Below are 15,174 nucleotides of genomic sequence, written 5' to 3'. Positions count from 1 at the left end.
CTATTAAAAATGAGCAATATAATTACCCTAACTGTAAATCCTGTTGTGGATAAAAATACAGTTGTAAATGATCTAATACCCAATGTTAAGCTACAATGTACATCACCAATTTATTTTGCGGGTGGAGGCGGTATTAATGTTTCCAGGGCCATTGGGAATCTTGGAGGTACTTCTCTCGCCATTTATTTGGCAGGAGGACCAACAGGCACCCATTTAGAAAGCTTACTAAAGAATGAGGGTGTGCCGCAAGAAGTTATAGGTATTCAAGGCTGTACACGAGAAAATTTAGCGGTTAGGAATTCTATCACAGATTTGGAGTATCGTTTTGGAGTGCCAGGACCTTACGTATTGGAAAAAGAATGGCAAGAGAGTTTAATACGTTTGGAAAATTTTTTACAAGAAGGGGATTATTTGGTGGCGAGCGGAAAATTATCTCCTGGAATACCAGAGGATTTTTTTGTAAAAGTGGCAACTATTGTAAAGAAAAAAAAAGCAAAACTAATTCTAGATACAAAGGGAGAGGCATTAAAACAGGCCGTGACGTCCAATATATTTCTTTTTAAACCGAATTTAGCCGAATTAAGTGCTTTGTGCGGTATTCCTTTTATTTCTTTTGCAGAATTGGAAACGTTGGCCAAAGGATTTTTAGAGAAGCATCCTTGTACAGTCATGGTGGTTTCCCTTGGGGAGAAGGGGGCTTTATTGGTCACCAAAGATTTATTGGAATACATTCCAGCGCCAATTGTTCAACAAAAAAGCATGATAGGAGCTGGGGATAGTATGGTCGCGGGCATGGTTCTTAGTGTATTGGAGGGCAAGTCATTTAAGGAAATGGTGGAATATGGAGTAGCTTGTGGCACAGCTGCCACTATGCACCCTGGAACCCAATTATGTAAAAAGGAAGATGTGGATATGTTAATAGAGCAATTAAATTAAATATGGAACAACAGAAAAAAAAATCAATAAACTGACCTAGGTCATTTTCTCTAAGACAAAGACCATGTAAATTAGCTGTATAATTAAAAATAAAACAGTTCTTTGAAAAAATAAAAATATAGGTGTTGGAGAGTAGAGATATAATTCAGCCCTTATGAAGGTATCAGAAATACTTCTTAAACCCTTTAATTTTACATGGATTTAGAAATAAATTAGTGCATAAGTTAATGTAAGTGGTCATCCAGTAAATTTAATACCTTCATTGAAACCAGAGTGCCTGCGTACTCTGGTTTCTTTAAAACATCAAGACATGGTTCTTGCTTCTGTAAAGAATTGGAATCATAGTGAAGGGATAGATGTAGTTTTTATGAAAAAATTAATCTTTATGTCGTTTTAGAAATAAAATGGTCTAAAGGCTAAATTGGAAGTATTGACAAATTTTATCTTTTCATAGAAAACAGGAGGCCTAGGTCTCCTGTTTTTGTTTTTACTAAAGTCAAATGTTAAACTTGAATTTTCGGGTTAAACTTCGTTTACATCTGAATTAAAAAATCTGGGCAAAAAATAGGAAGAATAAAGAATACAAACAAAAAGAATAGAAACGCCCAAAGAGCACCCATTAACAAAGGATAAAGAAGAATACTTCCTTCTTTAGTTTTGGGATTTAGAGAATGTGCTATTAATCCATGGATACCCATACTCAAAAATGTGAATATGATTCCGGATAGTACTATGAGGAATATTTTTGAATGTGTTTCTCTAATAGAATATAAATAATATCCCAATCCCAAGGAAATTACAATCAATATAGTGTACAATCTTCTAGCCATTTCAATAAATTTATAGTGCTGTTTTAAAATAAAATAGTTGATGGTTTGCTCCCCTAAAGCTTAAAAGTGGTACCCGGCCATAAGATTCAATTTTTTTGACCAAATCTCGATGGAACCATTTTCGAAGAAAGCCTTTTTTCTCCCTTTCTAGCATAACCACTATATCTGCGTTGGTATCCCCTAAATAAGTTCTAAGAGTATCATAAATATCATCTGAGAACAATAGCTTAAATTCTATACGGTCGTAGGTGACTTTTTCATTAAGCATGTCTTTGAACCATTCCATTTGTGTTTCTCCTGCATATTCTTTATCGGTACTAATATGGACAACCTTTATTTCAGAATCAAATTGTTCGGCAATTTCAGCAAGCTTTCGAATTGCATAGACATCCTCTTCTTCAAAATCCGTTGCATAGACAATAGTCTTAAGTGGCATGTAGCTTGTATCAGCAGGAATTGCCATAATGGGGCAGGGGGCTATTTCAATAAGGCGTTTTGTAGTACTTCCCATAATTACTTCTTTCAAAACACTTCCTCCTTTTATTCCAGTAACAATGAGATACGCATGCCAATCAACCGCTTTTGAGATAATGCCCTGAGTGACCGAATTATTTTCTACGGCCTCCAACTGTATGTTGGGTGTATCCCATTTGCTGCCTAAATGTTCTGCACAAAATTCCTCCAATTTAGAACGATGCATTTTAAAAGCATTTTTTTCCAAATGGAGAAAAGGTTCATTAAGTCCTTCTGTATTCAATATAGTAGGATACTCAAAAACATGGGTAATGACCAAACGGGTCCCCAGTTGTAAACTCATTTCATGAGCATATTTTAAGGCAGCAACCGAATTCTCGGAGTAATCTGTGGCATATAGTATTGTTTTCACTTTAATAATTTATCTAGGTTAGAAGTCAAATTTATTGATCTTAATCCGCTAGGCACATGACCAATATCATGATTAAGGCTTTTTGTTAGGTATAATTTTGCAACGACTTAATTTGTATTAATGGATCTAGAACAAAAAGGAATCCATTAAATTTGAAATTATAGAAGCATCGTAAGAATGAGCAAAGCAATTTATATTGCCACTACAGAATCTAATAGTGGAAAATCCATTATCTCTTTGGGCCTTATGGAAACACTCTTGGGCAAAACTGCCAAAGTGGGTTATTTTAGACCGATTATTGATGATAAAGAGGGCGGTTTGGATAACCACATCAATACCATGATTTCTTATTTTGATTTGAATTTAAAGTATGAAGATGCTTACGCATATACCCGTAGTGAGATTATACAAAAAAAGAATCAAGATAAAGATGATGAAATTATAAGTACCATTATTGGAAAATATAAGGCTATCGAAGACCGATTTGATTTTATCTTGGTAGAGGGTACCGATTTTTCTGGTGAAGGGGCCATCATAGAATGGGACATTAATGTGTTGATAGCTAAAAACCTAGGTATACCAACAATTATTCTGGCCAGTGGTATTGGCAAGACCTTGGAAGAGCTTGTCGGTAATTTATATATGGCTTGTGACTCTTTTAAAGAAAAGGGAGTAGAAGTTTTAATGGCGGTGGCCAATAAAGTACAGGCAAAGAATGTATCCCTGGTAATAACCGAATTGCAAAAGAAACTTCCCAAAAATGTGCTGGCGGGAGTTATACCTATAAATCCTGTTTTAGCTAAACCCACGGTAAAGGAAATTGTGGAAAACCTTGATGGGAAAGTTCTATTTGGGGAATCATATATAAATAATCAAGCTGGGGCTTATAGTGTAGGGGCCATGCAATTGCGTAATTATCTCACCCACTTAAAAAAAGAAAGTTTAGTAATTACCCCTGGTGATAGGGCGGATATAATTCTAGGGGCATTACAAGCCAATATTTCCAGTAATTATCCCACTATTTCGGGTATTGTTCTTACTGGGGGATTGATACCCGAAGATTCCATTATAAAACTAATAGAAGGTTTAACGGATGTGGTTCCCATAGTTTCTGTAAAAGGAGGAACTTTTTCGATTACCAATAGGATTGGTGCCATTAAATCAAAAATATATGCAGAGAATTCACAGAAAATAGCTACTTCCATTCAAGATTTTGAAAAATATGTACCTGTTGATGATTTGGCAGAGCGCCTAATAACATTTGAACCTGAGGGAATAACACCGAGAATGTTCCAGTACAACCTATTGAAGAGGGCAAAATCAAAAAAGAAACATATAGTGCTTCCAGAAGGAACAGATGAACGTATTCTTATTGCAACAAAACAGTTGGTAGATTCCAATGCGGTGAAAATTACGTTATTGGGAGACCCTAAGGAAATTGAAGCCAAAATCTTGCAACTGGATATTTCTCTTAATTTGAATGAAATCGCAATCATAAATCCAACTGAATCCACAAATTTTGAAGATTATGCCAATACTCTATATGAATTACGGAAGCACAAAAACATGAACTTGGCAATGGCCCGTGACCTTATGGGAGATGTATCCTATTTTGGAACCATGATGGTCTATAAAGGTCATGCAGATGGTATGGTTTCTGGAGCCGTACATACTACACAGCATACCATACGCCCTGCTCTTCAGTTTGTAAAAACAGTACCAGGTGTTTCTGTGGTCTCCTCGGTATTCTTTATGTGTTTGGACAATAGAGTGACCATTTTTGGTGATTGCGCCATTAATCCAAACCCGACTGCGGAGCAATTGGCTGAAATTGCAATTTCTTCAGCAACCACTAGTTTGGCATTTGGAATAGAACCTCGTATAGCCATGTTGTCTTATTCCTCCGGAAGCTCTGGTACAGGGGAAGATGTGGATAGAGTTCGCAAAGCCACAGAATTGGTAAAGAAAATGCGGCCTGATTTAAAGGTAGAGGGGCCCATACAGTATGATGCCGCCGTAGATATAGGAGTAGCCAAAAACAAAATGCCAGATTCCAAAGTTGCTGGCAGGGCAAGTGTATTTATTTTTCCCGATTTAAATACAGGGAACAATACCTACAAAGCGGTCCAAAGAGAAACAGGAGCTTTGGCCATAGGGCCAATGTTACAAGGACTAAAGAAGCCAGTGAACGATTTAAGTCGTGGCTGTACAGTGGAGGACATTTTCAATACAGTTATAATCACCGCAATTCAAGCACAAGGAATTTAAAAAATAGTTATTGCTATGAAAGTATTGGTTATTAATTCGGGAAGTTCCTCTATAAAATATCAGTTGATGGAAATGCCCTCTGAAAAAGTAATTTGTGAAGGTATTATTGAAAGAATTGGATCCAAGAAAGCTGTTTTAAAGTATAAGAGAGGGAACATTTCCATTGAGGAAGAGGAAGAAATATTGACCCACACAATTGGACTAAAAAAAATAGCGGCCTTTTTATTGGATTCGAAAAAAGGTGTTATTACTGATGTAAAAGAAATTGATGCCGTGGGCCATAGAGTTGTTCATGGGGGAAATGTCTATTCTAAAACAACAATAGTAAATCAAGGAGTAAAGGAGAAAATAAATGAATATTCCATATTGGCTCCTTTGCACAATCCTCACAATTTAGAAGGAATTGTCCTAGCTGAGCAAATTTTTAATACTGCTCATCAAGTAGCGGTTTTTGATACCGCTTTTCACCAAACAATACCAACTAAAGCTAAAAAGTATGCCATTCCCAATGAACTGTATACAAACCATGGAATTCAAGTATATGGTTTTCATGGAACAAGTCATAAATATGTTTCCGAAAAAGCTATTGATTATTTACAAAACCCAGAGGCAAAAATAATTTCAATTCATTTAGGAAATGGATGTAGTATAACAGCGGTGAAAAATGGAAAAAGTGTGGATCATAGCTTGGGATTTACCCCTTCCAACGGGCTCATTATGGGGTCCAGAAGTGGAGATATAGACCATTCCATTATTTTTCATTTTGTTAAGACCCTAGGTTATGATTTAGACAAAGTTGAAAAAATATTGCTTAAGAAAAGCGGTATGCTGGGTCTTACCGGATATAGTGATTTAAGAGATGTACAAAGCGGTGCAGAACAAGGAAATACAGATTGTATATTAGCTTTGGAAATGAATGCATATCGTATTAAAAAGTATATTGGGGCTTATGCGGCCATTATGAATGGTTTGGATGCAATACTATTTACAGCAGGAATTGGAGAAAATTCCAGTGTGTTAAGAGAGCTGGTATGTTCAGATATGGATTATTTGGGGATAAATCTGGATCAAGAAAAAAATAAACTTAAATCAAATTCTTTGAGGGATATCAGTATCTCTTCTTCCAAGGTTAAAATCTTTGTCATCCCGACCAATGAAGAATTGGAGATAGCAAAACAGGTATTCCAATTGGTACGTTAAATGAACATCCGTTTTTAAAATATAGGTAATACTTTGTTTTAAAAACGGATGTCACTAATTGCCTTAATTGTTTTCTTTGGATTCCAATAATCCAGGGTGATATTTCTTTAAAAAAGCGTTTCGGGTAGAATCCATTTTCTTCATCATTTCTTGTAATTCTGAATGTTGTTTTTCCCAATTTTTAAAAAAATAGTCCTCAGTAAAGAAATCTTTCATAAAAAGGGAATCAGTTTCGGGAAAGTAAGAGAATCTATCTTTCCAAGAAAAAGGAACCCTTTCATCAAAAAAATCTCTAAAGGAATCCATAATACTATCCAGATTTACTTTTAGTGAGTCACCTTCGATATTGGAATAAGAATAGGAGTAGATAGAATCATATTTAATAAGATTTCCAAACTCATCATACTCTTTTTTTACTTCCCACTGTCCTTTGGGTTTTTCGGCGGTTTCTTTCTTTTCCTCTTTTTTGATTTCTGGTTTTTCTTTTTCTTGTCCGTTGCATCCGGCAACGAGTAATAGTAATAAGAACGCTATTGCCTTTTTCATTTTAAAAAAATTAAGATTTTGAATTATTTTTTCATTAATTAATTCTTCTTTGAGTATTTCTATTGCTTCTACCTCTATTTAAATTATTCTCATCATGGTAGCGTTTTATATTGTCCCCATTATATGCTCTCACCCTTTCATATCTAGATCTTCTTAAATCAATACCATTATATCTTGGAGGCAATGTATTGACCCGTATCCAAGTACCCCTATCCAAATAGAGATAATTTCTTAATGTTAAATCAAAATAGAAATTGTATTCGGGAAAATAGACATACCGTACTACTTCCAATCTATTTGGATAGAACCATGGTGGGGGAGGATGGCTTGGTCTCGAAGAAATAACAACAGGGCCACAACTTTCAAAAGTTAGAAGGCCCATGATGGAAATGATTATAATATAAAATTTAGTCTTTTTCATATTCCATGAATTTAATACCATAAAGTAAAGGGTTTACCAAGGATTGAAAAATGACTTAAATCATTGAATTAGTTTTAGTATGTGTCTTCTTAAATAACGGAATACAGGAAAATACAATGAGATTGGCCTTAGATATCGGAGAAAATGATATCTTGATATAGTATTAATTATAGCTATGAAGGATACTACTAGTGACAATACCAATTCTTTTTATTTAAGTGAGGAAAAATCTTTTTTAAGTGGGCCTAGAAGCCGATTTAAAGAGTTGAAGTTTGCTATTAAGGTACAGTACCATTTTATCCGCGCCTTTAGAAAATTTCACTTTATAGGACCTTGTGTCACTGTTTTTGGTTCGGCCCGTTTTGGACCGGAAAATCAGTATTACAAAGACGCCGAGGCAATTGGAAAGGCTATGGCTGGCATGGGATTTACAGTAATGACGGGCGGTGGCCCTGGAATTATGGAAGCTGCCAATAAGGGAGCTTATGAAAATGGGGGGCATTCGGTGGGGTGCAATATTATTTTGCCCTTTGAACAGGAACCAAATCCGTATTTGGATAAATGGATAGATATTCCCTATTTTTTTCTTAGAAAGTTTATGCTCATGAAATACTCCTTTGCCTTTATTGTAATGCCTGGGGGGATAGGTACCTTGGATGAATTGTTTGAATCGCTAACTTTGATTCAAACAAAAATGATAAGCAATTTCCCGGTAATATTGTTTGGCAAGGAATATCACAAGGAGCTGTACCACCATATTAAGGTGATGGCAGAAAATGAAAGTATAGCCGCCGAGGATATGGACCTATTTTTCTTAACGGATTCAGTTGAAGAAATGATGGCACATCTTAAAGTACATTCTGTTAAAAGGTTCGGTCTTATTAAAAGGGAATATAAGCCCAAGTGGTGGTTTGGAGAACGAAGATTACGTTGAACCCCTTATTACCCACTTGTTTGTCTCCAAAACAGTTTTAGAAGAAGCTTTTATTGAATTTAATACTGTGGCATGATATAAGTCATTCCATAGGTTACCCATATAAAATAATTTTGAAATATAACGCCAATTGCGCTTATGATATAAAGTTATTTTAAAATACAAAAACATTAAAAAAATGAGCAAAGACTATTCAAAAAACTATAACGACCTATCGAAGAATATGCAAAAGTTGGGAGAAAGAATTCCCACAGTAATGAGTGGTTTCTCTGAACTTCATGAAGCAGGTATTGCCCAAGGAGCACTAACCTCCAAAACTAAGGAGCTTATAGCATTGGGAATTGCCATTACCGTTAGGTGTGATGGCTGTATTGCTTTTCATGTAAATGATGCATTGCAATCTGGGGCATCTTCAGAGGAGATTATGGAAACTATTGGGGTAGCTATTTTAATGGGTGGTGGTCCATCTGTGGTATATGGTTGTGAGGCAATGGAAGCGCTGGATCAATTTATAGTTTTGGAAAAAAATGAATAGGATTAGATTCCTTCAATAAAAACTGTGCGCAATTAACCTTTTTTTGATTTTAGGTAAAACGAAAAAATTAATAGTTGCTTTAGGAATATTATTCTCTCTATGTATTGGGGGAGGAATCCTTTTTTATATTTCGCAGGGATATTTTCCATAATTTGACTATGGTTATACAGAACACGGAGGTAATTAAATTGTTACTTGGATAGAAGCTCCCAAGAAGCCAGAAACCTACACATTGACCAAAATATTAAAACTACCGGATAGTATTCCTATGAATAGAAAGTATCCTGACAAAATGGTTGCCGAGGTTAGCGTAATTGTAGAGGAAGTCCCCAATGAGAATTCAAAATACCTTAAACAGGGAACGGTTTCCATTACTGTTCCAGGTACAGTTCGTGGGAAGTATTGGAGCAGGGGACCAAGCACCCTGTCCCTTGGATTATCTAACATTGGGAACAGCATTTTGTTTAACAAGCCATTTAAGACTTGTTGTAGAAGCAATGAAGTTGGACCCTGGAAATATGAAGGTTGAAATACGTAGATATTTTGGACAATATGGTGATTTTGGAAAAGAAGGAACCTTTAAAAACAGCAAATTTATTAAACGGAAAAAAGCTCAAATGATAGACTTTAACATAGTGGTTTTTGTTAGATCCTAAGAGGCCTCCACTACTACCACTACTACCACTACTACTACTACTACTACTACTACTACTACTACTACTACTACTACTACTACATAATTACATAAAATATACTGGTTAATTGGAAGAAAATCCTTACTTTAGGTAATTCCCCTAGGTATTCTTTAATTCTTAATGTTTCTATAAATGGCAATCATTTTAATCATTGAAGATAATAAAGTTGTTAGAGAGAATACGGCAGAGCTATTGGAATTGGAGGGATATGAAATAATTGTCGCCAAAAATGGGAAAGATGGCTTGGAGAAAATGGAAAATTCCCTTCCGGATCTTGTGGTGTGTGATATGCTAATGCCAGAAATGGATGGTTTACAATTGCTTGCCCATATGGGCAATAGCCCTCATCTTAAAACAATACCATTAATATTTTTTAGTGCTAAAAGCGAAAAAAAAGAAATTAAAAATGCCCTTGATAATGGGGCCTATGACTATATAGTAAAGCCTTCGGATTTGGAGGATCTTATATCATCCATTCAACGATGTCTGCTAAGTAGAAAGGAATTTTAATAGGAAATTTTATAAAATTCAATACTGTGAATGGGCAGTCCATAGTATTGAAAAAATCTTACATATTTTTAATATACCTATTATAAAAACTACTTTCAAGGCTTTTTCGGGCTTCTTCCAATAAGGCTTCAACTTCTTGAACAGTATGGTTTCTTATTGTGGCAATTTCTTTCAAATCAAAATGCTGTTCTGTAAATAAGTCGAAAACTGCACGAGTGGAAGGAGATAAATGATGTAGTACCATTTCCGTATGCTTTAGGATATTTTCTTTACCCAAATCCTTGTCCAATTTAGCCATTAGATTTTTATTGGCATCATCCAAAAAAATGTTTTTGGAGATATAATCATGTTTTCTATAGGAAATATCATCCAATTCATCCACCATTATTAAATCTCCATCGCCATCCATGGTATATTTTTCGGCCATATCATCCCACTCGGCTTTGGAATAGTCATCAATGTTTTCAAAAAAAAGCGAATCAAATTCCTCTTCTACCATACGCTCTTCCAACAATTCATCTGCTTTTTTAAACAGCCAAGAATGAAAGTCTTTTTTATTTTCAACCTCTTCCAAATGTTCATAAACTTCAATAAAAAGCTGGTCAACAAAATCATCCGTTTTATATTTACCTCTTGGAATATTGCCTTTGGATATTGCAGTATTAAGCCTTTTGGTTACATACCGCTTAACTTCTGGAAGGACTTTAATCAATAATTCATTGAAGGAAGTTTTATCTTTCTCTTCTCTGAACTTCACTAGATTAGGAAATATGTTGGCTACAAAGACATGAAACTCTTTTTTATTGTAATTTAATGTGCTTTCCATAACGTTTTAATTTATCATTTTTATACACCATAAAAATGCAAACTTGTATCAGGTATTGTAATGATATTTATCATGTATGTTGTTTTATTTAATAATCATTGATGTATTTATCCAAAATTTGCAATCTGGTTTAGGGCATCCCTGTTCAAGACAATAATTTTTCGGCCATGATCTGTGGTAATTAAACCTTCATCTTTAAAATCAGACAGCGTTCGTATAGCTGTTTCAGTAGCCGTTCCTATCATGCCGGCAAAATCTTCTCTTGGAATCCCAATACCACTATGGGCACTATCATTTACAATACCCTTATCAAATAATTTTAATAGTGTTTTAGCAGCGCGCTGTCTCACAGAAACAAATGCCATATCCACCAATTGTTCTTGAAGGTGAATTAAATTGTTGGAAATCATTTCAATAAATTTTTGGGAAACCATATGATTCTCATACAATAATTTGGTGAAATCGTTTTTTGGAATTTCAAATATTTCAGCATCTTCCAAAATGGTTGCTGTTTCACAATAGGCCCCTTTATTGTTTACCAGGGACAATTGCCCTAAAAAATCTCCTGCATTATGAATGCCGGTCACAAATTCTTTTCCAGCTTCTGTGCTCTTGAAGGTTTTTACAGTGCCACTTTCAATGAAATAGAGCGAATGTGCGCCATCACCTTCCCAAAATACAATATCCTTTTTTTTAAAACTTTTTAAGCTCTGATCTTTGGATAAACTTTCCAAATCCATGTATTGGGAAGCCTCCTTTAAAAGGACATTGATGCCCTCCATGCTTTTGGCAATTTCTTTTTTTAGGAAATCATGTTTCTTTAATCGACTTGAAATGGCATCCAATAATTCCTTCTCTTCATAGGGTTTGGTCAAGTAGTCATCTGCACCCATATTCATACCCATTCGCATATCTGTCTTTCCTGTCTTTGCAGTTAAAAAAATAAAGGGAATACTAGCGGTTTTACTGTTTTTGCCCAAACTTGTTATAACTTCATAGCCATCCATCTCTGGCATCATAATATCACATATGATTAGATCTGGGACCATTTTTATGGCCTTTTCCACTCCAATTTTACCGTTTTCTGCAGTGGCTACCTCATAGTTTGCCAATTCAATGATATCGGCAGTATTTTCACGGACATCTTCATTATCCTCAATCAGTAGTATTTTTTTCATTTTGTTCTAGGTTTAAGGGTAATTGTATTGTAAAGGAGGATCCTTTTCCGACTTCACTTGTAAATTGCACAGTCCCTCCCATAAGTTCTGTATATTGTTTTACAATATGTAATCCAAGTCCAGTGCCTTGAATATTGGTAACATTATTAGCTCTAAAAAAACGTTCGAAAAGTCTTTTTTGTTCATTTTCGGGGATTCCAATACCTTGATCCGTAATTTTCAATGTTAAATATTTTTCTTCATGTTCTATTTTGAAAATTATTTTTTTAAGTTCATCCGAATATTTAATGGCATTGGATAAAATATTGATAAGAATATGACTCAATAATTTTGGGTCCAAGTACACATTTATTGCCTTATCCACATGTTTTAGAATAAGGAGCTGCCCCTCCTTTTTGGTTGGTTCTACTTCCTCTATTAAAATTTTTGAAAACTGTATCAATTCAAAATATTGCGGTTGTACACTCACTTTCCCTTCTTCCAACTTGCTCAATGAGAGAAAATCATTTAATATGACCACAAGATTCTTTATGTTCGTTCTTATTCTGTTAACATGTCTTTCTCTTTTTTCCTCCATGCCCGGGGCGTTCTGCTTTCCTATAAGAATGGCAGAGGATAAAATAGCACTTAGGGGAGTTCTAAATTCATGTGAGGCCATGGATATAAAACGGGATTTTAGTTCATTTACCTCTTGTTCCAATTTAAGGGCCTTCGTCAATTCTAGTTGTACCCTCTTTTGATCGGATATATTAGTGTATACAAATAGTGCTCTTACATTGTCAGTGTTACTTATATATAATGGTGAAGAATTTACAGAGTAACTGTTCTTATTGTATTCCATTTCAAAAGCAAGATTTTTGCCCTGTAATGTTTTTTCAATATGATTTTTTATCTGCTTTATTTCATTTTTTGAAAAAATTGGAATATCAGAAACATTCAAGCCTATAAAGTCTGTTTTTTTAAGGGCCATGAGGTGTAATTCCTCTCCTTCCAGGTAGATAAGGTCAAAATTGGAATTAAAAACCATTATAATACCTCTAGGGAAGTTTTGGGCTATGGTAGAAAACATGGTATAGTTTGTTTGTGCCTTGCTCTCTGATATTTTTGTTTTTGAAATTTGGTTTTCTAGGCTTAAGTTGGTTTCTTCTACTTCCAATAAAGTAGCTTTTAACTGTTTCGTGCGGACATTCACCTTTTCTTCTAATAATTCTGAGTATTTTTCTAATTGGAATCTACTCTCTTTAAGATCTAACACAAATCTGTATCGTTCCAGTGCCAAATAAACTAGGTTTATGAAATCTTTCACATTGTCTTTCCTTATTCTTTTTGACTTGCCGCTATAGAGGGAAAGAATACCTAACACTTCGTTATTGTTAGAAATAATAGGGTAGCAATGACAAGATTGTATTCCATGGGATATAGCTAGGTCTATATACCCTTTTTCTAAATCACTATTGGCAATATCTTTTACGACCACCTTCTTTTTAGAAAATGCAGATATGCAGCATGCAATATTACTATCAATAGCTTCTAGTTCTATATTTTTTGTAAATGACTTGGGAAGGCTTGGAGCAGATAAATTTTCCAAGGAACCTTTTTCTTTATTAACAAGAAAAATTGACCCCAGAACATCTTCCATTTCCTTTTCCATTGTTAATACTATTTTATCACATATTTCTTTTAATGGCATTTGCAAGGCTATCATCTCCAGAAGACTTCTTACTTCTTCTTTCAATAAATTCTCCTTAACACGTTTTGTAGCGTCGTTATGCACACCAATAAAGTGGGTAAGTTCTCCTTTTTGGTTATGTAGTGGGGTTATGTAAACATCGTTCCAAAAAAGTGTACCATCCTTACGGTAATTACGAATTGTTACCCTTGATGGCTTTCCTTTTTGAATGGCCTTTGCCATAATTGCAATTTCTTTTTGATCACGATCATTTTTTTGTAAAATGCGGCAGTTGAGGCCAATTAATTCTTCTCTGCTATAACCGGTTATAGCAACAAAGGCCTTGTTGCAATAGGTTATTGGTAGGTTGGTGTCTTGGGCATCCACAAGAATAATCCCGTTCCCTGCCGCCTCCAGGGCCCTGTTTCTAAGATGTAATATGTTTTGTAATGTTTTGTTTTGTGTGATATTCCTGGAAATTGTTAATATTTTGTCTTGCATTAAAGGAACTAACCTGCATTCATAGTCTACCATTCTGTCCGATATGGGAGCAGATACTTCCAAGAGTTTCATTTTTTGGCTGTCCACTACTTCGGAAAATGCTTTTACCATTGCCTCCCCCATAACTACGGGTAAATCTTTAATGTTTTTCCCTATTAGCTGTTCTTTGGGCACAATTAAATAGGAAGGGTCGGGTACGTGTATTTCTAGTATTGTTCCATTTTTATCATGAATTGTTAGTACATCTGGTAAGGCCTCCAAAATGGCTTTGTTTTTTTGTTCACTTGCCTTAAGTTTTTTCTCCAGCAATTTCTGGTTTGTAACATCCTGCATAGTTCCAATCATAACAATTGGTTTTCCTTTGGGGCTGTATTCTACCGTACCATTGGCCGCTACATATCTTATGGTACCATCTTCTCTTACAATTCTTTTTTGATAGGAATAGGGGATATGATTTTCAATGGCATTATTTACTGCTTGGATGGCTGCCTCACGGTCATCTGGATGTATAAATTCTACAGCACTCTCAGCATTTAGTTTTGGACTACCAGGAGATAACCCTAGTATTCTATAGAACTCATCTGACCAATGGCGTTCATCTGTCTTTAAATTCCAGGACCAGCTTCCCAAATTTGCAATCCTTTGTGCTTCATTCATTTTTTGTTTGTCGGTTTCCAATACCAATTGTGCTGGCATGTGAACAATGTGGTCTGTTATAAAAACTAGTGTCGCTTTTTCATTTTGAATTTTTATAGAACTTTTTTTAATTTTTATTGGAACTTGGGAGCCATTTTTTTTAAATCCAAGTAGTTTGGAATTGTTATTTTTTGATTCAGGATCAATGTTAGGAACCAAGGTTTCCATTTTTTTATTTATTAGCTCTTCTGGACCATACCCGAACAATTTATCGCATGACGGATTTGTCATAAGAATAGTACTATGGTCATCCATTATAAGCACCCCTTCAAAGGAAAGTTCAAAAATGTTTTGATAAAAAGTAATATCCATTGACTTATTTTCTATTATTCAAATGATGATAATTTAATATATTGCATTTCTTTGATTTTTAGATGATTATGCCTTTTTGAATTTCTCTATTTAAAAAAAGTCCTGCAGAGGCAATCACTAGTTATGTCAAAGCTATTGATGCTATTTTTTCTAAGAAATGATATTGGTCATTATGATTTTTGAAATCAAAAGGGGATTTATGATGCATATCATGTTATGGTTGTTGGGTAC

The 15,174-nt window shown here is 34.9% G+C and carries 14 protein-coding genes; 7 read left to right on the top strand and 7 right to left on the bottom strand.

Annotated elements, in window-relative coordinates; genetic code table 11:
• Positions 1-9: 9 nt before the first annotated feature.
• Positions 10-936 carry a 1-phosphofructokinase family hexose kinase gene (locus tag GGR42_RS04200; protein ID WP_167961172.1) on the top strand — a complete coding sequence of 309 codons (927 nt, stop codon included), beginning with the start codon at positions 10-12 and terminating at the stop codon, positions 934-936.
• Positions 937-1,469: 533 nt separating this feature from the next.
• Here the strand turns inward: GGR42_RS04200 and GGR42_RS04195 are convergent.
• Together GGR42_RS04195 and GGR42_RS04190 are read right to left on the bottom strand one after the other, a co-directional pair.
• On the bottom strand, positions 1,470-1,766 hold the full coding sequence (locus tag GGR42_RS04195; protein WP_167961170.1) for a hypothetical protein: 297 nt from the start codon (positions 1,764-1,766) through the stop codon (positions 1,470-1,472).
• Positions 1,767-1,776: 10 nt separating this feature from the next.
• A complete protein-coding gene (locus tag GGR42_RS04190) occupies positions 1,777-2,652 on the bottom strand; it encodes a universal stress protein (protein WP_167961168.1) in 876 nt (291 codons plus the stop codon).
• 177 nt (positions 2,653-2,829) lie between these two features.
• Here GGR42_RS04190 and pta point away from each other — a divergent pair, with 177 nt between their 5' ends.
• Entirely contained in the window at positions 2,830-4,920 is a 2,091-nt protein-coding gene (pta, locus tag GGR42_RS04185; protein WP_167961166.1) for a phosphate acetyltransferase, read from the top strand.
• A gap of 15 nt (positions 4,921-4,935) precedes the next feature.
• Positions 4,936-6,120 (top strand): acetate/propionate family kinase, encoded by a 1,185-nt coding sequence (locus GGR42_RS04180; RefSeq protein WP_167961164.1) that lies wholly within the window; start codon positions 4,936-4,938, stop codon positions 6,118-6,120.
• Positions 6,121-6,183: 63 nt separating this feature from the next.
• Here GGR42_RS04180 and GGR42_RS04175 read toward each other — a convergent pair whose 3' ends face one another.
• Both GGR42_RS04175 and GGR42_RS04170 read right to left on the bottom strand, forming a co-directional pair.
• Entirely contained in the window at positions 6,184-6,666 is a 483-nt protein-coding gene (locus GGR42_RS04175; protein ID WP_167959097.1) for a hypothetical protein, read from the bottom strand.
• Positions 6,667-6,700: 34 nt separating this feature from the next.
• A complete protein-coding gene (locus GGR42_RS04170) occupies positions 6,701-7,087 on the bottom strand; it encodes a hypothetical protein (protein ID WP_167961162.1) in 387 nt (128 codons plus the stop codon).
• Positions 7,088-7,262: 175 nt separating this feature from the next.
• Here GGR42_RS04170 and GGR42_RS04165 point away from each other — a divergent pair, with 175 nt between their 5' ends.
• The 4 genes from GGR42_RS04165 to GGR42_RS04150 all read left to right on the top strand — a co-directional run bounded on the left by GGR42_RS04165 (position 7,263) and on the right by GGR42_RS04150 (position 9,761).
• The gene (locus tag GGR42_RS04165) at positions 7,263-8,021 is read left to right on the top strand and encodes an LOG family protein (protein WP_167961160.1); all 759 of its coding nucleotides are present in this window, start codon (positions 7,263-7,265) and stop codon (positions 8,019-8,021) included.
• Between the two features lie 178 nt (positions 8,022-8,199).
• Complete coding sequence (locus GGR42_RS04160; RefSeq protein WP_167961158.1) at positions 8,200-8,556, top strand: carboxymuconolactone decarboxylase family protein; 357 nt, start codon at positions 8,200-8,202, stop codon at positions 8,554-8,556.
• Between the two features lie 332 nt (positions 8,557-8,888).
• Complete coding sequence (locus GGR42_RS04155) at positions 8,889-9,212, top strand: hypothetical protein (RefSeq protein WP_167961156.1); 324 nt, start codon at positions 8,889-8,891, stop codon at positions 9,210-9,212.
• 171 nt (positions 9,213-9,383) lie between these two features.
• Positions 9,384-9,761 carry a response regulator gene (locus tag GGR42_RS04150; protein ID WP_167961154.1) on the top strand — a complete coding sequence of 126 codons (378 nt, stop codon included), beginning with the start codon at positions 9,384-9,386 and terminating at the stop codon, positions 9,759-9,761.
• 58 nt (positions 9,762-9,819) lie between these two features.
• Here the strand turns inward: GGR42_RS04150 and GGR42_RS04145 are convergent, their stop codons facing one another.
• From GGR42_RS04145 to GGR42_RS04135, 3 genes are all read right to left on the bottom strand, one after another.
• Positions 9,820-10,587 carry an RNA polymerase sigma factor gene (locus tag GGR42_RS04145; RefSeq protein WP_167961152.1) on the bottom strand — a complete coding sequence of 256 codons (768 nt, stop codon included), beginning with the start codon at positions 10,585-10,587 and terminating at the stop codon, positions 9,820-9,822.
• A 107-nt stretch (positions 10,588-10,694) separates the two neighbouring features.
• A complete protein-coding gene (locus GGR42_RS04140) occupies positions 10,695-11,765 on the bottom strand; it encodes a response regulator (RefSeq protein ID WP_167961150.1) in 1,071 nt (356 codons plus the stop codon).
• Positions 11,743-14,943 (bottom strand): PAS domain S-box protein, encoded by a 3,201-nt coding sequence (locus GGR42_RS04135; RefSeq protein ID WP_167961148.1) that lies wholly within the window; start codon positions 14,941-14,943, stop codon positions 11,743-11,745. Before GGR42_RS04135 ends, GGR42_RS04140 begins: the two co-directional genes overlap by 23 nt.
• Positions 14,944-15,174: the final 231 nt, after the last annotated feature.

It is taken from the genome of Saonia flava, assembly GCF_011927795.1.
GTDB classification, from domain to species: domain Bacteria; phylum Bacteroidota; class Bacteroidia; order Flavobacteriales; family Flavobacteriaceae; genus Saonia; species Saonia flava.
This window is presented reverse-complemented; position numbering and strand designations above follow the sequence as displayed.

What these genes read in the sequence shown, in the direction of transcription:
- GGR42_RS04180 (WP_167961164.1), top strand. Translation starts at nt 4,936, where the DNA reads ATGAAAGTATTGGTTATTAATTCGGGAAGTTCCTCTATAAAATATCAG.
- GGR42_RS04165 (WP_167961160.1), top strand. Translation starts at nt 7,263, where the DNA reads ATGAAGGATACTACTAGTGACAATACCAATTCTTTTTATTTAAGTGAG.
- GGR42_RS04150 (WP_167961154.1), top strand. Translation starts at nt 9,384, where the DNA reads ATGGCAATCATTTTAATCATTGAAGATAATAAAGTTGTTAGAGAGAAT.
- GGR42_RS04145 (WP_167961152.1), bottom strand. Translation starts at nt 10,587, where the DNA reads ATGGAAAGCACATTAAATTACAATAAAAAAGAGTTTCATGTCTTTGTA.
- GGR42_RS04170 (WP_167961162.1), bottom strand. Translation starts at nt 7,087, where the DNA reads ATGAAAAAGACTAAATTTTATATTATAATCATTTCCATCATGGGCCTT.
- GGR42_RS04135 (WP_167961148.1), bottom strand. Translation starts at nt 14,943, where the DNA reads ATGGATATTACTTTTTATCAAAACATTTTTGAACTTTCCTTTGAAGGG.
- GGR42_RS04160 (WP_167961158.1), top strand. Translation starts at nt 8,200, where the DNA reads ATGAGCAAAGACTATTCAAAAAACTATAACGACCTATCGAAGAATATG.
- GGR42_RS04155 (WP_167961156.1), top strand. Translation starts at nt 8,889, where the DNA reads ATGAGAATTCAAAATACCTTAAACAGGGAACGGTTTCCATTACTGTTC.
- GGR42_RS04195 (WP_167961170.1), bottom strand. Translation starts at nt 1,766, where the DNA reads ATGGCTAGAAGATTGTACACTATATTGATTGTAATTTCCTTGGGATTG.
- GGR42_RS04140 (WP_167961150.1), bottom strand. Translation starts at nt 11,765, where the DNA reads ATGAAAAAAATACTACTGATTGAGGATAATGAAGATGTCCGTGAAAAT.
- GGR42_RS04200 (WP_167961172.1), top strand. Translation starts at nt 10, where the DNA reads ATGAGCAATATAATTACCCTAACTGTAAATCCTGTTGTGGATAAAAAT.
- GGR42_RS04175 (WP_167959097.1), bottom strand. Translation starts at nt 6,666, where the DNA reads ATGAAAAAGGCAATAGCGTTCTTATTACTATTACTCGTTGCCGGATGC.
- pta (WP_167961166.1), top strand. Translation starts at nt 2,830, where the DNA reads ATGAGCAAAGCAATTTATATTGCCACTACAGAATCTAATAGTGGAAAA.